Below are 17,434 nucleotides of genomic sequence, written 5' to 3'. Positions count from 1 at the left end.
TGGCTTTCCGCGGCGCGCATGGACTCAGAAGGCCCGTTTTGAGATTCCGGATGAATAGTCAGGAACGATGACGCCCATGTTTATTTCTAGAATCAAAGATATGTCGCCACACAAAAAGAAGAGCAAGGTTCGCGGCAACGTGGCTGAGTACCGCCAAAATGAAAATTGGAAATAAACAGCCCGAAAATGTGGGTTCTGTCGTCGAGTACTCTCGAGGTAGAAATAGGACTATTGCGCCTATGGTCAGAATAATGAGCGAGCTGACCAAAACTCTCAGATTGAAGCTGTCGCCTGTTTTGACGTAGTCCTCAAAATATTCACGAGTGAACGAAGGGCTTTTCGCTGTGAGGTATCCTTCAGCTGCTACGTACACGGGGACGACGATAATAGCTAACCAATGAATCACAAGCAGATTTTTCCCATAGCTGCGCGGAGCTAATGCTCGTAAATTCGTGGAAAAAAGGGACTCTGTTGGACCAAGAGGCGGTACACACAGCAAGAATATTGTGGCGGCAAAAAGTAGGCTGATAAAAATTAACGCCAATGCCGTGTAGTATCTCTTTGCCAATTCCCCAGAGCGAGGGTCAATTCGGGTATTTGGCAAGCTCTTTTGTTTCGGTAAAGGGGGAGTAGACATATAACGCTTCGTGGTGGACACCACGTGTACGTATTCTCTTTATTTCGGCTTTATACCTAGCTTCAAGCCTTCTCGTTTGGGTGCTCGTCCATAGTTGTTCTTCAAGGCTTCACAGTTGCTCCAACATTGCTCGAACCGCCTGCTGTACTGCCGGGTCGCTGAGCCCGAAACGGTCGTCAGTTTTCACGAGCTTGTCCCTGCACCAGACTGTCCAAGCGTCATCATCATTATCAATTGCAAACCAGCTCTTTGGCTTACGCAGGACCACATCGCCCCAGACCTGTACTCCCCGCGGCAAAAGCTCGAATCCCTTTCCACGCATCTCGCGGCGATGATACGTTGCTCCAATTACCCGCGCCTGGAGTGTCCCAGACAAATGCTTCTTGGCGAACTCAAAACTCTTCACTCTGACCCACGACGTACTCAGAATAATTTTTACGTCGGCGTTCGGCTCGAGCAGTTCGTCTAGGATGGGCATCCACTCAAACAGTGTCCTACCAGGCGTTTTGATGTAGATGCCTCGTTTCGGACTCCAATAGACAGCGTCATCGTGGAGCACGCCATCAAAATCGAGGTACAACACCTTATCGGCTGTTTGTATGTTGTTCATGCCACTCCCTCTGCGTCTATATATGCTTCCCTCTGTCGGAGAACCTACATATCGGCTATCTCGGGGGCTTTGGCTTCGCCCCTTGTTTCATTCCGCGCCCACGCGCCGGCTGATTTCCTTCCACCAGTAGCTCCACATCTCGATGCTTACCGTGGGTGAAATTGACCCACCACCGGGAAATCCCAACACCCAATGCCGTGCGCAACAGATGGCAGAGCTTCTGCCTCGTTGACAGCCGGCGTACGTCCTCGCGCCATGCCTGTTCGCTGGCGTAATCCGACAGGTATTTCACGCTGGCATTCAGGTAGATACCTTCAAGGCCTCGACGAGTACGCCAGTTGAACGATTCACTCTGGTTGTTACTGACGCCGCCCGGTCGGCTGTAACCTTCGGAGTGGTTCACCGTCTTCAGCTCGGCAAACAATGGGCGCAGCACCGCATACGACGGGTCCTCATCACTCATGATGGTCGACTCAGCCGAGATGTACTTCCGGGCTGTCTTCAACACGTTGACGGAGGACTCCGCAAGCGTCATCGCAATGCGAGTGGCCACGGCTCCTTTGCCCTTCGTTACACCGCGTTGTCTGGCTACGAGGCATATGCGTCGGTCAGCGGGTTGTTTCGCCGTCTTGCCCCACTTCGGCGGAAGCGGCGGCCCCATCGGCTCAGCCCCATCCTTCGCACTTGCCACTGGTTTCAACAATGCTTCCGGAATCTTCGGCTTGCCCGTTGCCTTTCCGCCCAGCGGCTTGTTGCGTTTCTCCCTGTACCGCCGGCCGTTTACGTCCGCACCATCCATCTCGACGACACCGCAGAGGATGCCCACGTTATGGCCTCTGAAAATGCCTTCCCTCAGCTTCTGCAGCAGGGAGTAAACCGTTACGTACGGAAGGTTCCAATCTCGGCGCAGCTGCAATGCAGCCTTGCCTGAGGCACCGTTTGCCCATGAAAGCGCTATCTTCAGAATCTTTTTGAGAGGCAGTTTCCGGTCGGCGAACACTGTTTTTGATGTGACCGAGAACCGACTGCCGCAACAACGGCACTTCCAGCGCAGCTCCTTCACGTGCCAGTAGTGCGCATCAATGGTGCCGCAATGCGGGCACGGCATCTCCTTGTCTGAGCCCCACATCGCTCTCGCGAAAAACTTGACGGTCTCGAGCTGCGTCAACTTCTCCAGGTCGTCCATGCCGAAATTCACAGCCTCCTTGGACATGTGAAAGCCCGCCGTCCCTGTGCGCTTTCGCAGAGGGAAGAGCTTCGGCTTCTCGGTAAGGACGGCGGTCGACATGGTCAGCTGTAGAGGAAGTGCACGTAGGAGTCAGCGCGGGGTAAACCGCGTGCCGCTTCCGGGTCTTTCAACTCACCATCAGCGAGGAAGCGTTTGAAGCCCGTTCTGGCGGGTTCACTCAGGGATTCCAGGTGAAACCGGTCAACGCCTTCGAGACGAATCGGGGCCGGCACAATGAGTGCCGGCATCGGCCCCAGAATATCGGTGCCATACCACGCCCAGCAGATGGCGCGCAGGAGCAGCTCGCACGGATTCAATGCCTTGCAACCGTATTCAAATTTAACGGTGCGACTGCCGAGAATGTCTTCTGTGAACTCCGCCGTGTACAGGCCGCGCTTTGCTCCCTTTTGCAGGATTTCGACCGTGCCGAGCTCGACGCCGCGGTCGACGCTGGTCATCCGCTCGATGGAAGCGCACAGGCGGGTCGCGTAAGCACAACGCCGGTCCGGTTTGCTGGAGTGAGGAATTTCATTGTCACGATACAGCGCCTTTCCGAGGGCCCGTGCCACGAGTTCCCAGAGGCTGGAGGACCATCGCGGGTAGCCAAGCAGCTCCGCCGGGGCCAACTCACCGTGGTTCCGGAGTGATAACGCTACAACGTAATCAGCCAGCGCCGCCTTCTTGGCATAGGCGATATCCAGCTTGGCGAGCTGATTCGCATGGCATTGCTCATCGAGCGAGCCGGAATGAATGGAGACGGTCAGCATGCCGTGAGCTCCACGGACCAGGTTTGTGCGAAGTCCGCGCCATCGATGCGCTCGAAGCCGGCGAGACGCATCTTGTTGTCTCCGGCGAAGAGTAGATGTGCGTCATGCAGGCCAGGCAGGACCTCGGTTTCGGTACCCGCTTTGCTCTCGACCAAACGCGCTCGCAAAACGAAGCGACCCAACTCCGGGTCACGGCTCTCCATCACCTTCAGGTCGCCCAGGTATGGCGGGCGGTTATCCACCAGCTCGTCTTTATTGAGCAGGCGCCCGCGCCGGCGCAGTGTTCGCACATGTACTCTCATTTCCGATATTCCTGTTCTTTCGACCTTATTTTGGAAACCGGTATACGGTTAACTTTTTATTCCCTTTGAACGACCGCTGACACCGACCACTCCAACCACGCCGCCGTGTGCTCAATGAACCAGATAGCCTCTGCTTCTTTCACCTCGCCGGTCGCCAGCGCTTGTGGGTAGTCGGCAGGTATCCACGCCTGCTTGGCTGCGAGCTCAGTGCTGCTCCGGTCTAGCGCCTTGCTCAGGTCACTGGTCATGGCTTAGCCTTTTAGATTGAAAACGGCTGTTTACGGCAAAGAGACCCCCTGCCGGGCACAGGCATAGAGTCGGGACTGCGAGGAGTTACCGAGGCAGGTTAATGTCGAAATCGGCGGAAGCTTCCAACCACGACGCCGAAGATTTCCAACGAGCCGGTCGGATGGATATCGGCAAACGCAGGGTTGGCGGGCTCGAGGTAATACCGATTCTGCGCATCGAGGCGCAGCGTCTTGACCGTGAATTCCTCGTCGACGATTGCGACGACGATATCGCCGGGCTTGGTTGGTGAATTTCGCTCAACAACCACAAGGTCACCGTCAAGCAGACCAACGTCTTTCATGCTGTCGCCGCGGACGCGACACAGCACACTTCGGTTCGGGTCGTCGATGAGGTAGTCATCAATCGTGATGAGGTCAACACTGTCTTGGCTCGCCGGCTGCGGCAGACCGGCGCGCACAGTATTCACTACAGGGCGTGCGAAAAAACGCTTCGTGGGCGCGATACGTCCTTCAACGCGGTCAAGGTAGCCGGCGTCGACGAGGCGTCCTACCAGGGCAAATACAGACGAAGTTGACGACAGCCCCACCACTTCACAGAGCTTGGCCATGGCCGGGAACGCCTGATGGCGTTTCCAGTACGTCCGCAGTGCCGCGAGATGCTTCTCGTCTTGCATTTTCGACTCCCCGAATATTTATTCGATGGAATCACAATACTGTATAAAAATACAGTCGTCAAGGAGGTTGCCGGGCGAATCACTAATAAATTCAACGACTTACTGTTCTATATGTGTTGTCTATAGAAGCAACTGTTGATGCTATGTGTCATATGAGAAATATTTCTCATCTAACATCTTGAAAAGATGGTTGTTGACCAAAGTTAACCAAGAGAAATATAAATCCCTCCGTCTATATTTCTGTCGAGTTTTCTCCGCATGGCCGGGCAACACTGCTCGGTTCATGAGGCGCCTTGTCACCATTAGCCAAAAAGGAGCCGCTGCATGCTAATTAGGAAAAAAGTAAGAAGCCTTCTCCCTCATCTTTCGCCGTTTGCGAAGCAGGGAGACATATATGTTGTTCTACCCCATGCAGATGCTCACGATGAGGCACTGGTGAAGATGGGATTCTCAATCCCATTGATGGAGGGAGAACATGCGCTGCCCCCCGCTGCGGCCGGAATTGCGGCTCGTCGCAATGCGGATGGTGAAGAAATCGTCCACCGTGACCAACCGTTAGAAGTCCATTACCGCCAAAAGGAATGGACTTGGCAAGAATTCCACGGCCGTTACGACAAGGTAGAACGCACAAAAGTCGTGGAGGTGCCTTATAAGCGTTATCCCCGCACGCAGATGGCACCCTATGCAATCGAACTTACCGTTCGTACGACTCAGAAAGGCGAAGCAGTGGTTGTAGCAGGGCCATTTTCGTCTGCGACTGCCGCAGACGATAAGGTTCTACTCAATACGGTTCACATGTTTATTGAGCTGTTCGGCGAATGCACACTGACCAAAGACGACCTGGCCTTGACGGCTCAGCCAACACGCCGCCAGTTGAACTGGGAAATTCTCCCACCTGGTAAGTATCCATGGGTGAAAGCGCGACCGGCAGTAGCGAAGGTCATTTCTGAGTCCTCACCGGCGAATCAATCTGTTATCAACGCTCGTTTTAAGGAGATTACGGCCTACGAACCAGACTTCATGGCTGTTGGGCTCAATGGATTCTCTCGCTATGTTGTGTACGGTTGGGACAAACATAAACTCTATATTCTCGAGAGCACCGAGGTGGACAACGCCACCTATGTGCTCAAGGACGACTGGCAACGCGTTTCGGCAATGAGTAAGGCCGAAGTTCTCAATGCGAGTGCCCATCACGCGCGTCTCATTCATCGCAAGGCCTGGTTCAGGCAGCTTGCTGAGCTGATGCGTGGTCAACAAGTCTCTAAACCATAGAAAACCCTCGATAGCTGGGCCCCGGCCGCAGCCTGTCAACGTGACGAATTTCATCGACAGTGTGCCCGGGACTACTTCTGGGCGTTCATATTATTACCATCCTCGGCCAACGAAACCTGCTTTAGTTACATGACGCCAGACACCTCTAACGACATCCCGGCTAAACAGAGCCATCCTGACTTTGTGGCTTTATTGCGAGCACGGTATCGTAACTATCGGGCCGCCAAGCGCGCTCAAGGCAGCTTCGTCTTTTTGACGATTGCAATCCCGATGTTCAGTGTGCTGCTAGCACCAACCTATCCGCAGCTAAAGCCATATTTAGCCCTCGCCGCAGTCATACTTCTGTTACTCGACGTTGGATTCATTGACCCGCTACAGAAAGACTGGATGAAGCGCGGAGCAAAGCTTCAGGAGGAGTTCGATACAAAGGTGTTAGGCATACCTTGGAACCGCTTTGTCGCCGGCGCCATGGTCGACCGTGAAGACGTACACACCGATTCCGCCAAGCCGCTACCCCTTAAACGAGAATCCGAACTGGTTCCCTGGTATGAGCCTTGCGTTGGAGCAGTCTCGCTTTCCTTCGGTAGATTGATTTGCCAGCGTACGAATATCACATACGACGCGCGGCTGCGAAGGCGGTATAGCAGCGCTATGCTTTATGGCGCCGTAGCATTATTTTTCGTAGCGTTCCTCTTTGGTTTGGCTTTTCAATTGGATGTTTCAGGACTCCTCCTTACCGTTGTCGTGCCCTTTACTCCTCTCTTCAGCTGGGCTCTTCGCGAGTACAGAAAGCAGATAGACACCGTTGCCGCATTAACGTCCTTGAAATCCGAATCTGAAAAACTCTGGGAAAGAGCATTATCAGGAGCTTCCTCCGCCGAGCTCGAAAAGGTGTCTCGTGAATTGCAAGATGCTATCTACCAGCACCGAGTGAGAAGCCCTCTTGTATTCGACTGGGTTTACGACCGCCTCCGCAACAAGAACGAAGGGGAAGCGCGTCATGCCGCGCAGCACCTTGTGGCACAGGCCAAGACATTCCTTAATAAGGAGTCCGCAGCATGAAGTTGCATGAACATTTCAAGACATTCCTGGACGAGCACGTCAATCTGAACGCTACCAGGATTGAGCAGTTGGAAAACAGTATTGAAGCAGTGAAGACGGCAGTCAAGGAAAGTGACTGGGGTGCTGAAATCCTACGTTTCGCTCCACAGGGCTCATGGGCTCACCAGACCATCATCAAGCCTCTTCCGGACAAAGAGTTCGATGCTGACCTGTTGGTCTTTGTAAAGCCGAAAGATGGCTGGACGCCAAAGGATTACGTCAACAAACTCGCAACCGCGTTGGAGAGCAACAGCACCTATAAGGACAAGTTACGCCGCTACTCCCACTGCGTCACGATTGAATATGCCGGGGTTCGCCGTATTGATATCGCTCCCTGCGTGGTCGACCGGCAGTACCAAGGGCAATTCGAGGTATGCAACCGTAATGCGGGCGAGTCCGGCACTTTCGAAGCTTCGGCACCGACGGAGTACACGCAGTGGGTCATCGACAAAAACAACATTGCTGGTGGCAATGACTTAAAGAAGGTAACCCGGCTGTTGAAGTACATGCGCGACATCAAAGGTAATTTTACCTGTCCCTCCTTCCTGTTCACGACCTTGCTGGGCTACCAGGTCTATGACCACGACAAGGATTCGGCGGCGTTCGCCGACTTGCCCACCACACTGAAAACTCTCGTCGGCCGGCTGGATGACTGGTTGCAGGCACGCCCCACTGTGCCCATGGTCCGCAACCCAAAACTCTGGTCGGAAAATCAAAGCAGCGGCTGGACTGAGACGCAGTACTCCAACTTCCGCGACAAAATCAATCTATATCGCGGCTGGATTGATGAAGCCTACGACGAGGAAGACCGCGACGAGAGTATTGGCAAGTGGCAGCGCGTTTTTGGCGATAAATTCGCTGTTGGCGAAGCCAAAGAGGCAGCACGTGTTAGCGAATCCGTCGCGAAGGCTGAAGGCGCTCTGGTCTCCCGGGGATATTTCAGTGATTTGGTCGAGCGTGTCAAAGCTCTTGGTGCCCAAGCAGTGCCCGCAAAGCTAGTCAAGCTTCCCTACGTTAAGCGTCCAAAGTGGCGTTTCGCGGAGACGAGGGTCACGGTAAATGTGAGCGCAGAGCTGTATGCCAGCCCGGGAGGAAGTCGTATTCGCCAAGTCGCCTCGCTTGCCCCACTTCAGCCCGACCAATGGATAAAGTTTACGGCCAAGAGCTCGATGGGAGTGCCTTTCCCGCCAGACTACACTGTTAAATGGCGTGTCACTAATACCGACACAGCCGCCTACAATGCGGGGGAGCTGCGCGGGGATTTTTATGACTCCGACTCCGGGGCTAGCCGCATGGAGCACTTGGCGTTCCGCGGAGTGCACTTCGTCGAGGCGTTTGTGGTTAGAAAGAGCGACAACCGATTACTGGGGCAGTCCCAGCCGTTTTATGTGGTCATTGAATGAGTCTTCTAACCAACTCACGGTGCATGGCCATTGCATTGGCCTTCAGCAACGTTTTCAATCTCCATTAAGGAGCAAGTGCAAAAGTAAAAGCGAAGGGAGCCAGAAGTGGCATTACGGGTGTATCTGGACAGTAGCGATTTTTCCGTACTCTCAGACCCAGGCAAGGAAAGCGTCGAGCTTGCAGCAATTCGCGAGCGATTAGCTGGATGGGCGCGTTCCGGGGAGGTTGATTTTCGGTACTCGGCTGCTCACATCATCGAAATGTCGCCGTTACGTGCGGAGCACACGGAGGCAGCAGAGCGCCGAGCGGAGTTACTGTTCCAACTGTGCGGCACTAAGACGCTTATTTCTTTCGATTTGCTTCTTCAGAAGGAACTTGAGGCAATGGGAGGCTCCGGCTCGGTCGTTCCCTTCTCAGACAACGGAGAATGGTTCCCTGAACTAACAGATTTGATGTCCCCGGTATCGTGGGCCGACAACATTAAGTCCATTGGTGTGCAACTCAAGGAATTGGGCGCCAACCGCGCACTCCGTCGACAGCAAATGCGTGCTCATTTTAAGGATGGGAAGCCACGCGCAAAGACTTTGGATACGCTTTCAGAGCAACAATCTGCGGGATTGAAAGAGATGATGAAGTTGTATCCAATGCGGCCGGCTGACGCCAAAGTGCTTTCAGATTATGTCCTTGGCCGCGCAAGCGCCGCTGAAGCGGATGAAGCGTTTCTTTCAAGCCTACGCGACCCGCGCTGGATGATTCGCTGGTTCCATAATCATTCTGAGGCGTTAAGTCCTGTCATCGATTGGCTTCGGGCACCAAGCCAGAACGTGTGCGCGACATTGAGCAATGCAACCGAGGCTGCCTTGAACTTCCGTAAAGTCTGGGAGCGGGTCGGAGATACATCTGGAGTACCTCCAGGCCTTGACGCCCGCGCGAAGCTTGAGATGCAGGCTAGCATCCTTAATAGAATAGCCCGCCAGTTTTCCAAGGCAAGTGACAACGAAACCGATAATGACCTTGATACATTTGCTCGGTATGCGCCAGGCATCACCGTATGTATCAAGAGCCTTGTTACTTCGGCGTGGAACTCTTTCGCGATGAAACCGCGAGTTCCGAAACCTAGCGATTTTGTCGATACCATCCACGCCATGTATTCACCTTATGTGGATGTTTTTAGGACCGATTCTTACATGGCCCCGATTATTGCAAGCAACTTAAATAAGAAAGGGGCCACTGTGGTTGGTAAATTGAAAGACGTTATCGGGGTTATTGACACGAAGCTCAGAGCTGCTTGATTTGGCCAATTTCTCGTTGGTCCTAATGTACTGGTTACGTATGTTCCTTGGGCTTATCAGGGATAAGGTACGTTCACCAGTTTATAGGCGACGGGAACGTACTTATCGAGGATTGCTACCAAGCTTTGTGCTTCTGCCTTGGATACTGGCGGAAAGGGCGAACGATACGATGTATCGTTTCGACGCTCATGGGCCTTCGCCACTAGGGCCTGCTCAGCAGTGTTCATCCCTAGGTCCTTGCATACACGCTGAATGGCCAGATTGCGTCCGGAATCCTTTGTGCGAACCTCGTAGAATTCGAACACTGCCTGAACTAGTTGGAAAAAACCCTCATAGGCAGTGGAGAACACGGGCATTGCGGCGACTGCAGGGTCGAGAAGCTTGGCGGCAGCTAGATAGCTTTGGGCATTCCGCAGATATGCCTCTAAGGCACCTGGTGTTGCGGGCTTTTCAGCAAACGCGTTTATGTTGATTAGGTTGTCGTATTCAAGCGGTCTCGGCATTAGGGAGAATCCTCACGATGGAGTCGGTGGAGATATGGCTAACGACAGGGTCATGAACCCTCAAGTCGGCCCATTCTTCGGGAGTATACATGTTCAAATGCACTGGACGCCCCAATACCTCCTCTGCCTTCGCCAATGTCTCCATTACTTCCATCATGGGCGCCGTGCCCACTACCATCAAATCAATATCGCTTTGATGCGTGTCTGCTCCCCTTGCCACAGAGCCGAAAACGAAAGCCTCTCCAATCTCTTCCTCAAACGGTCTGAGCGCGTCACGAATCGGCTCAATAAGGCCAAAGGACTTTCGACAGATGCTTTGAAGTTCGGGATAAAGTGGAAATTTTGTATTTGCGCTAATAGTTCGTTGGCGCCCTTGTCGAGGGCCTTCTTTGAGGACGCCGGCCGCAAGTAAGAGTTCGACGTGCCGTTGGCCATTACCTCGACCAGTGCCCGCCCGTTCAATGAGGTCCTTTAGCATGAACGACTTGTCCGGTGTCGCATAGACAACTCGAAGGATGTTTTGAACCGGCGGCGGAAACAAGCAATCGGCAATACTCACGTTAATCCCCAAATTAGGTCTTTGAATACCCATTATAGGGATTATTTGTTAAATCCTCAAATTGGGGATTAAAATACCCAAAATAGGGATTTAAATTTGCAAGGTCCAAGGCAATTGATTTGCTACGCTTCGCCGGAGGAAGTTTGGTAAGGGGGAGACGAATGGTAATCGGGATGAAAGAAAAGCTCGCCGGTTGGCGAACTTTGAATTACAGCGGAAGCAGCCAACCTGTTTGGTTTGGTTCTGAGTCGACAAAAGTGCAACCGATTTTCGCAAAGAATGCTTTATGCGCCTCTTGGCCGTATTGCTCTTGAAAAAGAATTTCTGTGAAGCCACCTGCGCCCAAATGTTCCTTTAGTAGCTTGATGCACTTTGTTCCAATACCAATTCGGCACAGCTCGGCGGGGCGTACTGCAAAGTGATAAATGATAAATCGCGACGGGTGGTCGGCACTTTCAGTGCAATTTTGCGCATAGGCAATCGGGTCTTTGCCAGGAAAAAAGAATGCAAGTTCGCCGTAACGCTTCTGCGTCCCCAGAGGCATTTCGTTTCTGTCACACTCCAATGATTCGCCTGGAGGAATTTGGCGCAATGCCAGTTTTGCTTCCTTCGTTTTTGTGCCAAAAAGGCCGGAGAGGCTTTCGAGCATAGTGTCCTTTCAGTATTAATCGCGATATTGCGACGTTACATATAGGCACTTGTGGTTGTTGTCTCTTAAGCGATAGGAGGGGACATCTGGTTTCGGCATAACTTTTAATTTTCACAATCTTTACCGAAAACCTTTTAACGTCAAACACTTAAGTTAATCTTCGACTTAGCGAAACTGACTTTCCGAGTTCTCAACTAGCTTGCCTCCAATCGGGGAATAAGCCAAAATTACCGCGAGCGGCTCTTTAGAGCGCTTGATGGGCCAATACGAGTGACTCGATTGGTACCCGTGATGCTCTCAGGGCGAGCGGGGTTTCATTTTCCTATGGAGCCTCTTATGCCCAATTCTCTGAGTCGTTCCCGTTCTATTGCCCACACCTGCCAAGGCGGCCGCTGCTATTACTGTCACGTGCCCACTTGGCTCAACATCCCTGACCAATTTGCTTCCCAGTACCGGTTGTCTCCGAACGAAACTCGCCTTTCGCAAGCGACTGCAGAACACCTAACTGCACGGCAAGATGGTGGGAGTAACGCACGCCCCAATATTGTCGCTGCGTGCTACTTTTGTAACTCCCGTCGCCATCGTCGCAAAACCCCTCCGTCGCCGGAAGCGTACAAGCTTCGGGTGGAAAGACAGATTGCGAAGGGCCGCTGGCTCGTCGCGGATACTTGAGCGAACCGCAACCACATGAGGTTCCAGGGCCAGTCTGTACTTAACAGACTCTTGGCCAGTGAAGCCAATTATTGCTTCTTGGGGCCCGCCCCGGGTTTCGGCGGGGCGTTTCCTCGTCCTGTGCCCGAACGGCTGCCTGTTTTGCTTGGCCAGTTCCCTCCCGGGTACCCGGTTAGCTGTTGACCGCTGTCCTTGCTTCCGCCACTGGTTTTGGTGCCGGTGCTTCCGCCTTTGCCAGTTCCTTTGCTCATGACAATTACCTCAAATTCAAAGTCACGATATGAGTCATGCTGACACAGTAGGTCTGGCCGTGGAGAGATGTTTGAGGAATCGCAGAGGAAGCGGGTTTGTTGGTGCGATGCGGCAAAAGACGGTATTTTAGAAATGATGAAGAATAGATTCTCTGAACGCGGGGCGCACTTACGTATTTCCTGCAGGCTCTGGTAGGCTTCTCTGCTATAAATTTCAGCATTTACTAAATCAGTTAATACCTTCTAATACCGCTTACTTGGACGATAGTCGTCGGGATTTCTGTACAAACTGATGAGGGCGACATCAGATTACGCGGCTGCTAATTCTTGTGCTGCGACGCAGCAAATGTTGTCTAAGTTACTGATTTTTATGGTTTTGGGCCATCAGCGTAATAACACCCGAGAACAAGAAAAAAGCCCGCAAGGCGCAAACCTTGCGGGCTTTTTAGCAAAAAGCGTAGCTTCAGGCAGGCATTACATCATGCCTTCCATGCCGCCCATGCCGCCCATGCCACCCATGCCGCCCATCGGAGCAGCCGGCTTGTCTTCAACCAGCTCGGCAACGGTGCAGTCGGTGGTCAGCATCAGGCCGGCGATCGACGCTGCGTTCTGCAGAGCCGAGCGGGTGACCTTGGCCGGGTCCAGCACGCCCATTTCGACCATGTCGCCGTAGGTACCGTTGGCAGCGTTGTAACCGAAGTTACCCTTGCCTTCGATAACCTTGTTGACGACCACGGAAGCTTCTTCGCCGGCGTTGGTGACGATCATGCGCAGCGGCTCTTCCATCGCGCGCAGGACGATCTTGATGCCTGCGTCCTGATCGGGGTTGTCGCCCTTCAGGTTTTGCACGTTGGCGCGAGCGCGCAGCAGGGCCACGCCGCCGCCAGGAACGATGCCTTCTTCAACGGCGGCACGGGTTGCGTGCAGCGCGTCTTCGACACGTGCCTTCTTCTCTTTCATTTCGACTTCGGTCGCAGCGCCAACCTTGATCACTGCAACGCCGCCTGCCAGCTTGGCAACGCGCTCTTGCAGCTTTTCGCGGTCATAGTCGGAAGTCGCTTCTTCGATCTGCACGCGGATTTGCTTGACGCGGGCTTCGATCGCAGCAGCTTGACCAGCGCCGTCGATGATGGTGGTGTTTTCCTTGCCGATTTCGACGCGCTTGGCTTGGCCCAGGTCGTTCAGGGTTGCCTTTTCCAGGGTCAGGCCGACTTCTTCAGCGATCACTTGGCCGCCGGTCAGGATAGCGATGTCTTCCAGCATGGCCTTGCGACGGTCGCCGAAGCCCGGAGCCTTCACTGCGCAGGTCTTCAGGATGCCGCGGATGTTGTTCACCACCAGGGTGGCCAGCGCTTCGCCTTCGATGTCTTCAGCGATGATCAGCAGCGGACGGCTCGATTTGGCGACTTGTTCCAGCACCGGCAGCAGGTCGCGGATGTTGGAGATCTTCTTGTCGAACAGCAGGACGAACGGGTTGTCCAGAACGGCAACTTGCTTGTCCGGGTTGTTGATGAAGTACGGGGACAGGTAGCCGCGGTCGAACTGCATGCCTTCGACGATTTCGAGTTCGTCGTTCAGGGACTTGCCGTCTTCGACAGTGATCACGCCTTCCTTGCCGACCTTTTCCATTGCTTCAGCGATGCGCTCGCCGATGGAAGCGTCGGAGTTCGCGGAGATGGCGCCGACTTGGGCGATTTCCTTGGAGGTGGTGCAGGGCTTGGCGATCTTCTTCAGTTCGTCGACAGTGGTGTGCACTGCCTTGTCGATGCCGCGCTTCAGGTCCATCGGGTTCATGCCGGCGGCAACGTACTTCATGCCTTCGCGCACGATTGCCTGGGCCAGCACGGTTGCGGTGGTGGTACCGTCACCGGCGTTGTCGGAGGTCTTGGAAGCAACTTCCTTGACCATCTGCGCGCCCATGTTCATCAGCTTGTCTTTCAGTTCGATCTCTTTAGCGACCGAAACGCCGTCCTTGGTGACGGTCGGGGCGCCGAAGGAACGCTCCAGCACGACGTTGCGGCCTTTCGGGCCGAGGGTGACTTTAACGGCGTTGGCGAGAATGTTGACGCCTTCAACCATCTTGGCACGGGCGGCATCGCCGAATACGACTTCTTTAGCTGCCATGTTCGAAACTCCTTATTTATTAGATAGGTATATCTGTATTACTTCTGGACGATTGCCATGATGTCTTCTTCGCGCATCACCAGCACTTCTTCGCCTTCGACCTTCACGGTCTGGCCGGAGTACTTGCCGAACAGCACGACATCGCCGACTTTCACGTCCAGCGGGCGGACCTTGCCATCTTCCAGAATCTTGCCGTTACCGACTGCGAGCACTTTGCCCTGATCCGGCTTTTCCGCAGCGGCTTCCGGGAGAACGATGCCGGACGCAGTCTTGGTTTCCTGGTCGAGGCGCTTGACGATGACGCGATCGTGCAATGGACGAAGGTTCATACAAACTCCTTAATAATCAATTGGTTATGTTTATTGCGGCAGGGCCGCGGATGAGAAATTCGGAAAGCCAGGGAAGTTGTTAGCACTCTCCCCTAACGAGTGCTAAGTATATGGGCGGGGTAGGTTTTTTTCAAGACAAGGTGCGAAACGATTGTCTTTGCTCTAACGAAAGCTGCGCCACCGTCTTGCTGACCGATGGCGCTGCGAGGGGATATTGCCCAGTTACGCTGATTTTGCAATATGCAAGGCTGCGATGGGCGAGAGCCTTTACGACGCTCAGGCCAGCGCTACGTCGACCTCGATATTGCCGCGCGTCGCGTTCGAGTACGGGCAGACTTCATGCGCCTTGCTGACCAGGGCTTGCGCCGTTTCGCGTTCCAGACCAGGAATGCTCACGCGCAGCGCGCCGGAAAGGCCAAACCCGCCATTGCCGTTCGGGCCGATACCGATGTTGGCGGTGACGGAGGCGTCGGCCGGCAGCGCCACCTTGGCATGCATCGCGACGAACTTCAGCGCGGACAGGAAGCAGGCGGAATAGCCGGCGGCGAACAATTGCTCCGGATTGGTGCCTTCTCCGCCAGGACCGCCGAGTTCTTTCGGCATGCTCAGCTTGACGTCGAGCTTGTTGTCGCTGCTGACGGCGCGTCCGTCACGGCCGCCGGATGCGGTTGCTTGTGCCTTGTACAGGATCTGCATGAAGTTCTCCTTTAGTGGTGGTTGGCAAGGATGGGCTACTGTTGGAATTAAATATAACACGCAATTAAATTGTGTGCAAGTTAAGTGGCCGGGAGATGGGCGTGCCGCGGGCGGCGGCTAGCCGCCGTTGCCACGGGTGAGGTCGTTGCGGATGGCCGACAATTGCTCGCGCAGCTTTTCCAGCGCATCGAGCGATTGGCCGCTTGCGCACAGCACCTGGTGCGGAATGGACTGCGCTTTCTTCTTGAGCGCGCGGCCTTCCTTGGTCAGCGTGATCCTGACCTGGCGCTCGTCCGCTTCGTCGCGCGTACGTGCGATCAGCGAGGAAGCTTCCAGCCGCTTGAGCAGTGGGGTGAGCGTGCCCGAGTCGAGAAACAGCTTTTCGCCGATGGATTTCACCAGGATATCGTCCTGTTGCCACAACACCAGCATTACCAGGTATTGCGGATAGGTAAGGCCGAGCTTGTCGAGGAAGGGCTTGTAGGTTTTCGTCATCGCCAGCGACGCGGAATACAGCGCGAAGCAGAACTGGTTATCCAGCGCCAGCGGGTCGGTCGTAGGGGATTTGGACATGGAATTCTGAAGTCGGCGTGGGATAATCAATTAAATTGCGTGTGACACATTAATCATCGTATGCGAATTCTGGAAAGACTCCAAGCTGCCTGTCTCTTATTCACCCTGTGCATGCTTGCCGCTTGTACAACGGCGCAGGAGCTACCGGTTCCGCTGGCCGATGCCTTCAAGCGTGCCGAAATTCCGCTCGACGCCGCCGGCATCTACGTGCGCGAAGTCGGCAATGGTGTCAATGGCCCGGTGCTGTTCGCTTCCAACGCGCGCGCATCCTTCAGCCCGGCGTCGACCATGAAGCTTGTCACCAGCGATGCCGCGCTGGAATTGCTCGGCCCGGCCTTTACTTGGAAAACCCTTGCCTTCGCCGACGGCACACAGGTGGGCGACGTGCTGCACGGCGACCTGATCATCAAGGGCAGCGGCGACCCGAAGCTGGTGATGGAAAACTTCTGGCTGTTCCTGCGCCGGATACGCTCGCGCGGAATCCGCGAAATCCACGGCAACGTCTTGCTGGACCGCAGCGCGTTCGAGCAGGTCGCCTACGATCCGGCCGCGTTCGATGCCGATCCGTTAAAGCCGTACAACGTCGGCCCCGACGCGTTGCTGCTCAACTTCAAGGCCATGACGTTCCGCTTCCTGCCGCTCGAAGCGAACCGCTCGGTCGCGATATCGATGGACCCGCCGGTCGATGCGTTTCCCCTCGTGGCGCCGCGACTGACGGGCGGCCCGTGCGGTGACTGGCGCATCAGGCTGCAGCCAGTCATCGACGCCAATGGCGCGCGCTTCCTGGGCGAATATCCCGCGTCATGCGGCGAGCGCACCTTGTATGTGCATCCTTACCAGATGACGCATACCCAGTATTTCAACCTGGTGTTCCGCCGCCTGTGGGCCGAACTGGGCGGCACGATCACGGGAGATGTGCGCGACGGTTACGTGCCGCCGTCGGCGCGACTGGTGGCGCAGTGGGAGTCGGCGCCGCTGTCGGAAGTCATCCGCGACATCAACAAGTACAGCAACAATGTCATGGCGCGCCAGGTGCTGCTGACCATCGCGAGCCACCAGCTGAACCTGCCCGCCAGCCAGGAGCGCGGCGCGGACGTGGTCAAGGCCTGGCTGGCCCGCAAGGGAATCGACGCGCCCGAACTCGTCGTCGAGAACGGCTCCGGCCTGTCGCGCGCCGAGCGCATCTCGGCCGCGACCATGGGAAGTCTGCTGGACGCGGCATTCCGGGCGCCGACCATGCCGGAATTTATCGCCTCGATGCCGCTGGCCGGGCTGGACGGCACCATGCGCCAGCGCCTCAACGCGCAGGGCGTCGCCGGCCATGCCCATATCAAGACCGGCACGCTGGCCGACGTGCGGGCTGTTGCCGGCTATGTGCTGGCCGCGTCCGGCAGGCGCTACGTGGTGGTGTGCCTCATCAACCATCCGAATGCGATGCGCGGGCCGGAAGTGCAGGACATGCTGCTGCAATGGGTGTACGAGCACGGATAGATGAATGGCTCCAAAGACATGAATATGTGATGTTTCCTTGTGGACATTATGA

At 55.0% G+C, this 17,434-nt stretch carries 20 protein-coding genes; 6 read left to right on the top strand and 14 right to left on the bottom strand.

Going from position 1 to position 17,434, the window contains the following annotated elements; genetic code table 11:
* Nucleotides 1-58: 58 nt before the first annotated feature.
* The 7 genes from FAY22_RS12550 to FAY22_RS12520 all read right to left on the bottom strand — a co-directional run bounded on the left by FAY22_RS12550 (nt 59) and on the right by FAY22_RS12520 (nt 4,466).
* Nucleotides 59-637, bottom strand: a complete 579-nt coding sequence (locus tag FAY22_RS12550; RefSeq protein WP_146330518.1) for a hypothetical protein — start codon at nt 635-637, stop codon at nt 59-61.
* A 109-nt stretch (nt 638-746) separates the two neighbouring features.
* Nucleotides 747-1,247 carry an HAD domain-containing protein gene (locus FAY22_RS12545; protein ID WP_146330517.1) on the bottom strand — a complete coding sequence of 167 codons (501 nt, stop codon included), beginning with the start codon at nt 1,245-1,247 and terminating at the stop codon, nt 747-749.
* Nucleotides 1,248-1,302: 55 nt separating this feature from the next.
* Entirely contained in the window at nt 1,303-2,535 is a 1,233-nt protein-coding gene (locus FAY22_RS12540) for a transposase (RefSeq protein WP_146330516.1), read from the bottom strand.
* Nucleotides 2,536-2,537: 2 nt separating this feature from the next.
* A complete protein-coding gene (locus FAY22_RS12535; protein WP_146330515.1) occupies nt 2,538-3,242 on the bottom strand; it encodes a hypothetical protein in 705 nt (234 codons plus the stop codon).
* A complete protein-coding gene (locus tag FAY22_RS12530; RefSeq protein ID WP_246860498.1) occupies nt 3,236-3,532 on the bottom strand; it encodes a hypothetical protein in 297 nt (98 codons plus the stop codon). Before FAY22_RS12530 ends, FAY22_RS12535 begins: the two co-directional genes overlap by 7 nt.
* A gap of 68 nt (nt 3,533-3,600) precedes the next feature.
* Nucleotides 3,601-3,792, bottom strand: coding sequence for a hypothetical protein (locus FAY22_RS12525; protein WP_146330513.1), 192 nt, complete (start codon nt 3,790-3,792; stop codon nt 3,601-3,603).
* A gap of 98 nt (nt 3,793-3,890) precedes the next feature.
* The gene (locus FAY22_RS12520; protein ID WP_146330512.1) at nt 3,891-4,466 is read right to left on the bottom strand and encodes a LexA family transcriptional regulator; all 576 of its coding nucleotides are present in this window, start codon (nt 4,464-4,466) and stop codon (nt 3,891-3,893) included.
* 324 nt (nt 4,467-4,790) lie between these two features.
* Here FAY22_RS12520 and FAY22_RS12515 point away from each other — a divergent pair, with 324 nt between their 5' ends.
* The 4 genes from FAY22_RS12515 (at nt 4,791) to FAY22_RS12500 (ending at nt 9,535) form a co-directional block, all read left to right on the top strand.
* Entirely contained in the window at nt 4,791-5,738 is a 948-nt protein-coding gene (locus FAY22_RS12515; protein WP_146330511.1) for a hypothetical protein, read from the top strand.
* Between the two features lie 129 nt (nt 5,739-5,867).
* Nucleotides 5,868-6,800, top strand: coding sequence for an S-4TM family putative pore-forming effector (locus tag FAY22_RS12510; protein ID WP_146330510.1), 933 nt, complete (start codon nt 5,868-5,870; stop codon nt 6,798-6,800).
* Nucleotides 6,797-8,242 carry a nucleotidyltransferase gene (locus FAY22_RS12505; RefSeq protein ID WP_146330509.1) on the top strand — a complete coding sequence of 482 codons (1,446 nt, stop codon included), beginning with the start codon at nt 6,797-6,799 and terminating at the stop codon, nt 8,240-8,242. The genes FAY22_RS12510 and FAY22_RS12505 overlap by 4 nt, the downstream gene beginning before the upstream one ends.
* A 105-nt stretch (nt 8,243-8,347) precedes the next feature.
* Nucleotides 8,348-9,535 carry a hypothetical protein gene (locus tag FAY22_RS12500; RefSeq protein ID WP_146330508.1) on the top strand — a complete coding sequence of 396 codons (1,188 nt, stop codon included), beginning with the start codon at nt 8,348-8,350 and terminating at the stop codon, nt 9,533-9,535.
* 56 nt (nt 9,536-9,591) lie between these two features.
* Here the strand turns inward: FAY22_RS12500 and FAY22_RS12495 are convergent, their stop codons facing one another.
* The 3 genes from FAY22_RS12495 to FAY22_RS12485 form a co-directional block, all read right to left on the bottom strand.
* Nucleotides 9,592-10,038, bottom strand: a complete 447-nt coding sequence (locus FAY22_RS12495; RefSeq protein ID WP_146330507.1) for a hypothetical protein — start codon at nt 10,036-10,038, stop codon at nt 9,592-9,594.
* Nucleotides 10,022-10,597 (bottom strand): nucleotidyltransferase domain-containing protein, encoded by a 576-nt coding sequence (locus FAY22_RS12490; protein WP_040042157.1) that lies wholly within the window; start codon nt 10,595-10,597, stop codon nt 10,022-10,024. The genes FAY22_RS12495 and FAY22_RS12490 overlap by 17 nt, the downstream gene beginning before the upstream one ends.
* 208 nt (nt 10,598-10,805) lie before the next feature.
* Nucleotides 10,806-11,246, bottom strand: a complete 441-nt coding sequence (locus FAY22_RS12485) for a hypothetical protein (RefSeq protein WP_146330506.1) — start codon at nt 11,244-11,246, stop codon at nt 10,806-10,808.
* Between the two features lie 291 nt (nt 11,247-11,537).
* Between FAY22_RS12485 and FAY22_RS22665 the strand changes: the two genes are divergently transcribed.
* Nucleotides 11,538-11,918 carry an HNH endonuclease gene (locus tag FAY22_RS22665; RefSeq protein WP_371417397.1) on the top strand — a complete coding sequence of 127 codons (381 nt, stop codon included), beginning with the start codon at nt 11,538-11,540 and terminating at the stop codon, nt 11,916-11,918.
* 725 nt (nt 11,919-12,643) lie between these two features.
* On the opposite strand, the gene groL is transcribed toward FAY22_RS22665, so the two are convergent.
* The 4 genes from groL to FAY22_RS12455 all read right to left on the bottom strand — a co-directional run bounded on the left by groL (nt 12,644) and on the right by FAY22_RS12455 (nt 15,891).
* Nucleotides 12,644-14,293 (bottom strand): chaperonin GroEL, encoded by a 1,650-nt coding sequence (gene groL / locus FAY22_RS12470; RefSeq protein WP_146330503.1) that lies wholly within the window; start codon nt 14,291-14,293, stop codon nt 12,644-12,646.
* A gap of 38 nt (nt 14,294-14,331) precedes the next feature.
* Entirely contained in the window at nt 14,332-14,622 is a 291-nt protein-coding gene (gene groES / locus FAY22_RS12465) for a co-chaperone GroES (protein WP_146330502.1), read from the bottom strand.
* Between the two features lie 276 nt (nt 14,623-14,898).
* Nucleotides 14,899-15,318: an organic hydroperoxide resistance protein gene (locus FAY22_RS12460; protein WP_146330501.1), complete on the bottom strand. Its 420-nt coding sequence runs from the start codon at nt 15,316-15,318 to the stop codon at nt 14,899-14,901.
* A gap of 117 nt (nt 15,319-15,435) precedes the next feature.
* Complete coding sequence (locus FAY22_RS12455; protein WP_146330500.1) at nt 15,436-15,891, bottom strand: MarR family winged helix-turn-helix transcriptional regulator; 456 nt, start codon at nt 15,889-15,891, stop codon at nt 15,436-15,438.
* Nucleotides 15,892-16,002: 111 nt separating this feature from the next.
* On the opposite strand from FAY22_RS12455, the gene dacB reads away from it, so the two are divergent.
* Nucleotides 16,003-17,382, top strand: coding sequence for a D-alanyl-D-alanine carboxypeptidase/D-alanyl-D-alanine-endopeptidase (gene dacB, locus FAY22_RS12450; RefSeq protein WP_246860497.1), 1,380 nt, complete (start codon nt 16,003-16,005; stop codon nt 17,380-17,382).
* Nucleotides 17,383-17,434: the final 52 nt, after the last annotated feature.

Origin of the sequence: Noviherbaspirillum sp. UKPF54 (assembly GCF_007874125.1) — a bacterium.
In the GTDB taxonomy this organism is placed as follows: domain Bacteria; phylum Pseudomonadota; class Gammaproteobacteria; order Burkholderiales; family Burkholderiaceae_D; genus Noviherbaspirillum.
This window is presented reverse-complemented; position numbering and strand designations above follow the sequence as displayed.

Bases quoted from the DNA above. Each gene is read 5' to 3' on its own strand.
- FAY22_RS12550 (WP_146330518.1), bottom strand. From the start codon at position 637: ATGTCTACTCCCCCTTTACCGAAACAAAAGAGCTTGCCAAATACCCGA.
- FAY22_RS12545 (WP_146330517.1), bottom strand. From the start codon at position 1,247: ATGAACAACATACAAACAGCCGATAAGGTGTTGTACCTCGATTTTGAT.
- FAY22_RS12540 (WP_146330516.1), bottom strand. From the start codon at position 2,535: ATGTCGACCGCCGTCCTTACCGAGAAGCCGAAGCTCTTCCCTCTGCGA.
- FAY22_RS12535 (WP_146330515.1), bottom strand. From the start codon at position 3,242: ATGCTGACCGTCTCCATTCATTCCGGCTCGCTCGATGAGCAATGCCAT.
- FAY22_RS12525 (WP_146330513.1), bottom strand. From the start codon at position 3,792: ATGACCAGTGACCTGAGCAAGGCGCTAGACCGGAGCAGCACTGAGCTC.
- FAY22_RS12520 (WP_146330512.1), bottom strand. From the start codon at position 4,466: ATGCAAGACGAGAAGCATCTCGCGGCACTGCGGACGTACTGGAAACGC.
- FAY22_RS12515 (WP_146330511.1), top strand. From the start codon at position 4,791: ATGCTAATTAGGAAAAAAGTAAGAAGCCTTCTCCCTCATCTTTCGCCG.
- FAY22_RS12510 (WP_146330510.1), top strand. From the start codon at position 5,868: ATGACGCCAGACACCTCTAACGACATCCCGGCTAAACAGAGCCATCCT.
- FAY22_RS12505 (WP_146330509.1), top strand. From the start codon at position 6,797: ATGAAGTTGCATGAACATTTCAAGACATTCCTGGACGAGCACGTCAAT.
- FAY22_RS12495 (WP_146330507.1), bottom strand. From the start codon at position 10,038: ATGCCGAGACCGCTTGAATACGACAACCTAATCAACATAAACGCGTTT.
- FAY22_RS12485 (WP_146330506.1), bottom strand. From the start codon at position 11,246: ATGCTCGAAAGCCTCTCCGGCCTTTTTGGCACAAAAACGAAGGAAGCA.
- FAY22_RS22665 (WP_371417397.1), top strand. From the start codon at position 11,538: ATGCTCTCAGGGCGAGCGGGGTTTCATTTTCCTATGGAGCCTCTTATG.
- groL (WP_146330503.1), bottom strand. From the start codon at position 14,293: ATGGCAGCTAAAGAAGTCGTATTCGGCGATGCCGCCCGTGCCAAGATG.
- groES (WP_146330502.1), bottom strand. From the start codon at position 14,622: ATGAACCTTCGTCCATTGCACGATCGCGTCATCGTCAAGCGCCTCGAC.
- FAY22_RS12460 (WP_146330501.1), bottom strand. From the start codon at position 15,318: ATGCAGATCCTGTACAAGGCACAAGCAACCGCATCCGGCGGCCGTGAC.
- FAY22_RS12455 (WP_146330500.1), bottom strand. From the start codon at position 15,891: ATGTCCAAATCCCCTACGACCGACCCGCTGGCGCTGGATAACCAGTTC.
- dacB (WP_246860497.1), top strand. From the start codon at position 16,003: ATGCTTGCCGCTTGTACAACGGCGCAGGAGCTACCGGTTCCGCTGGCC.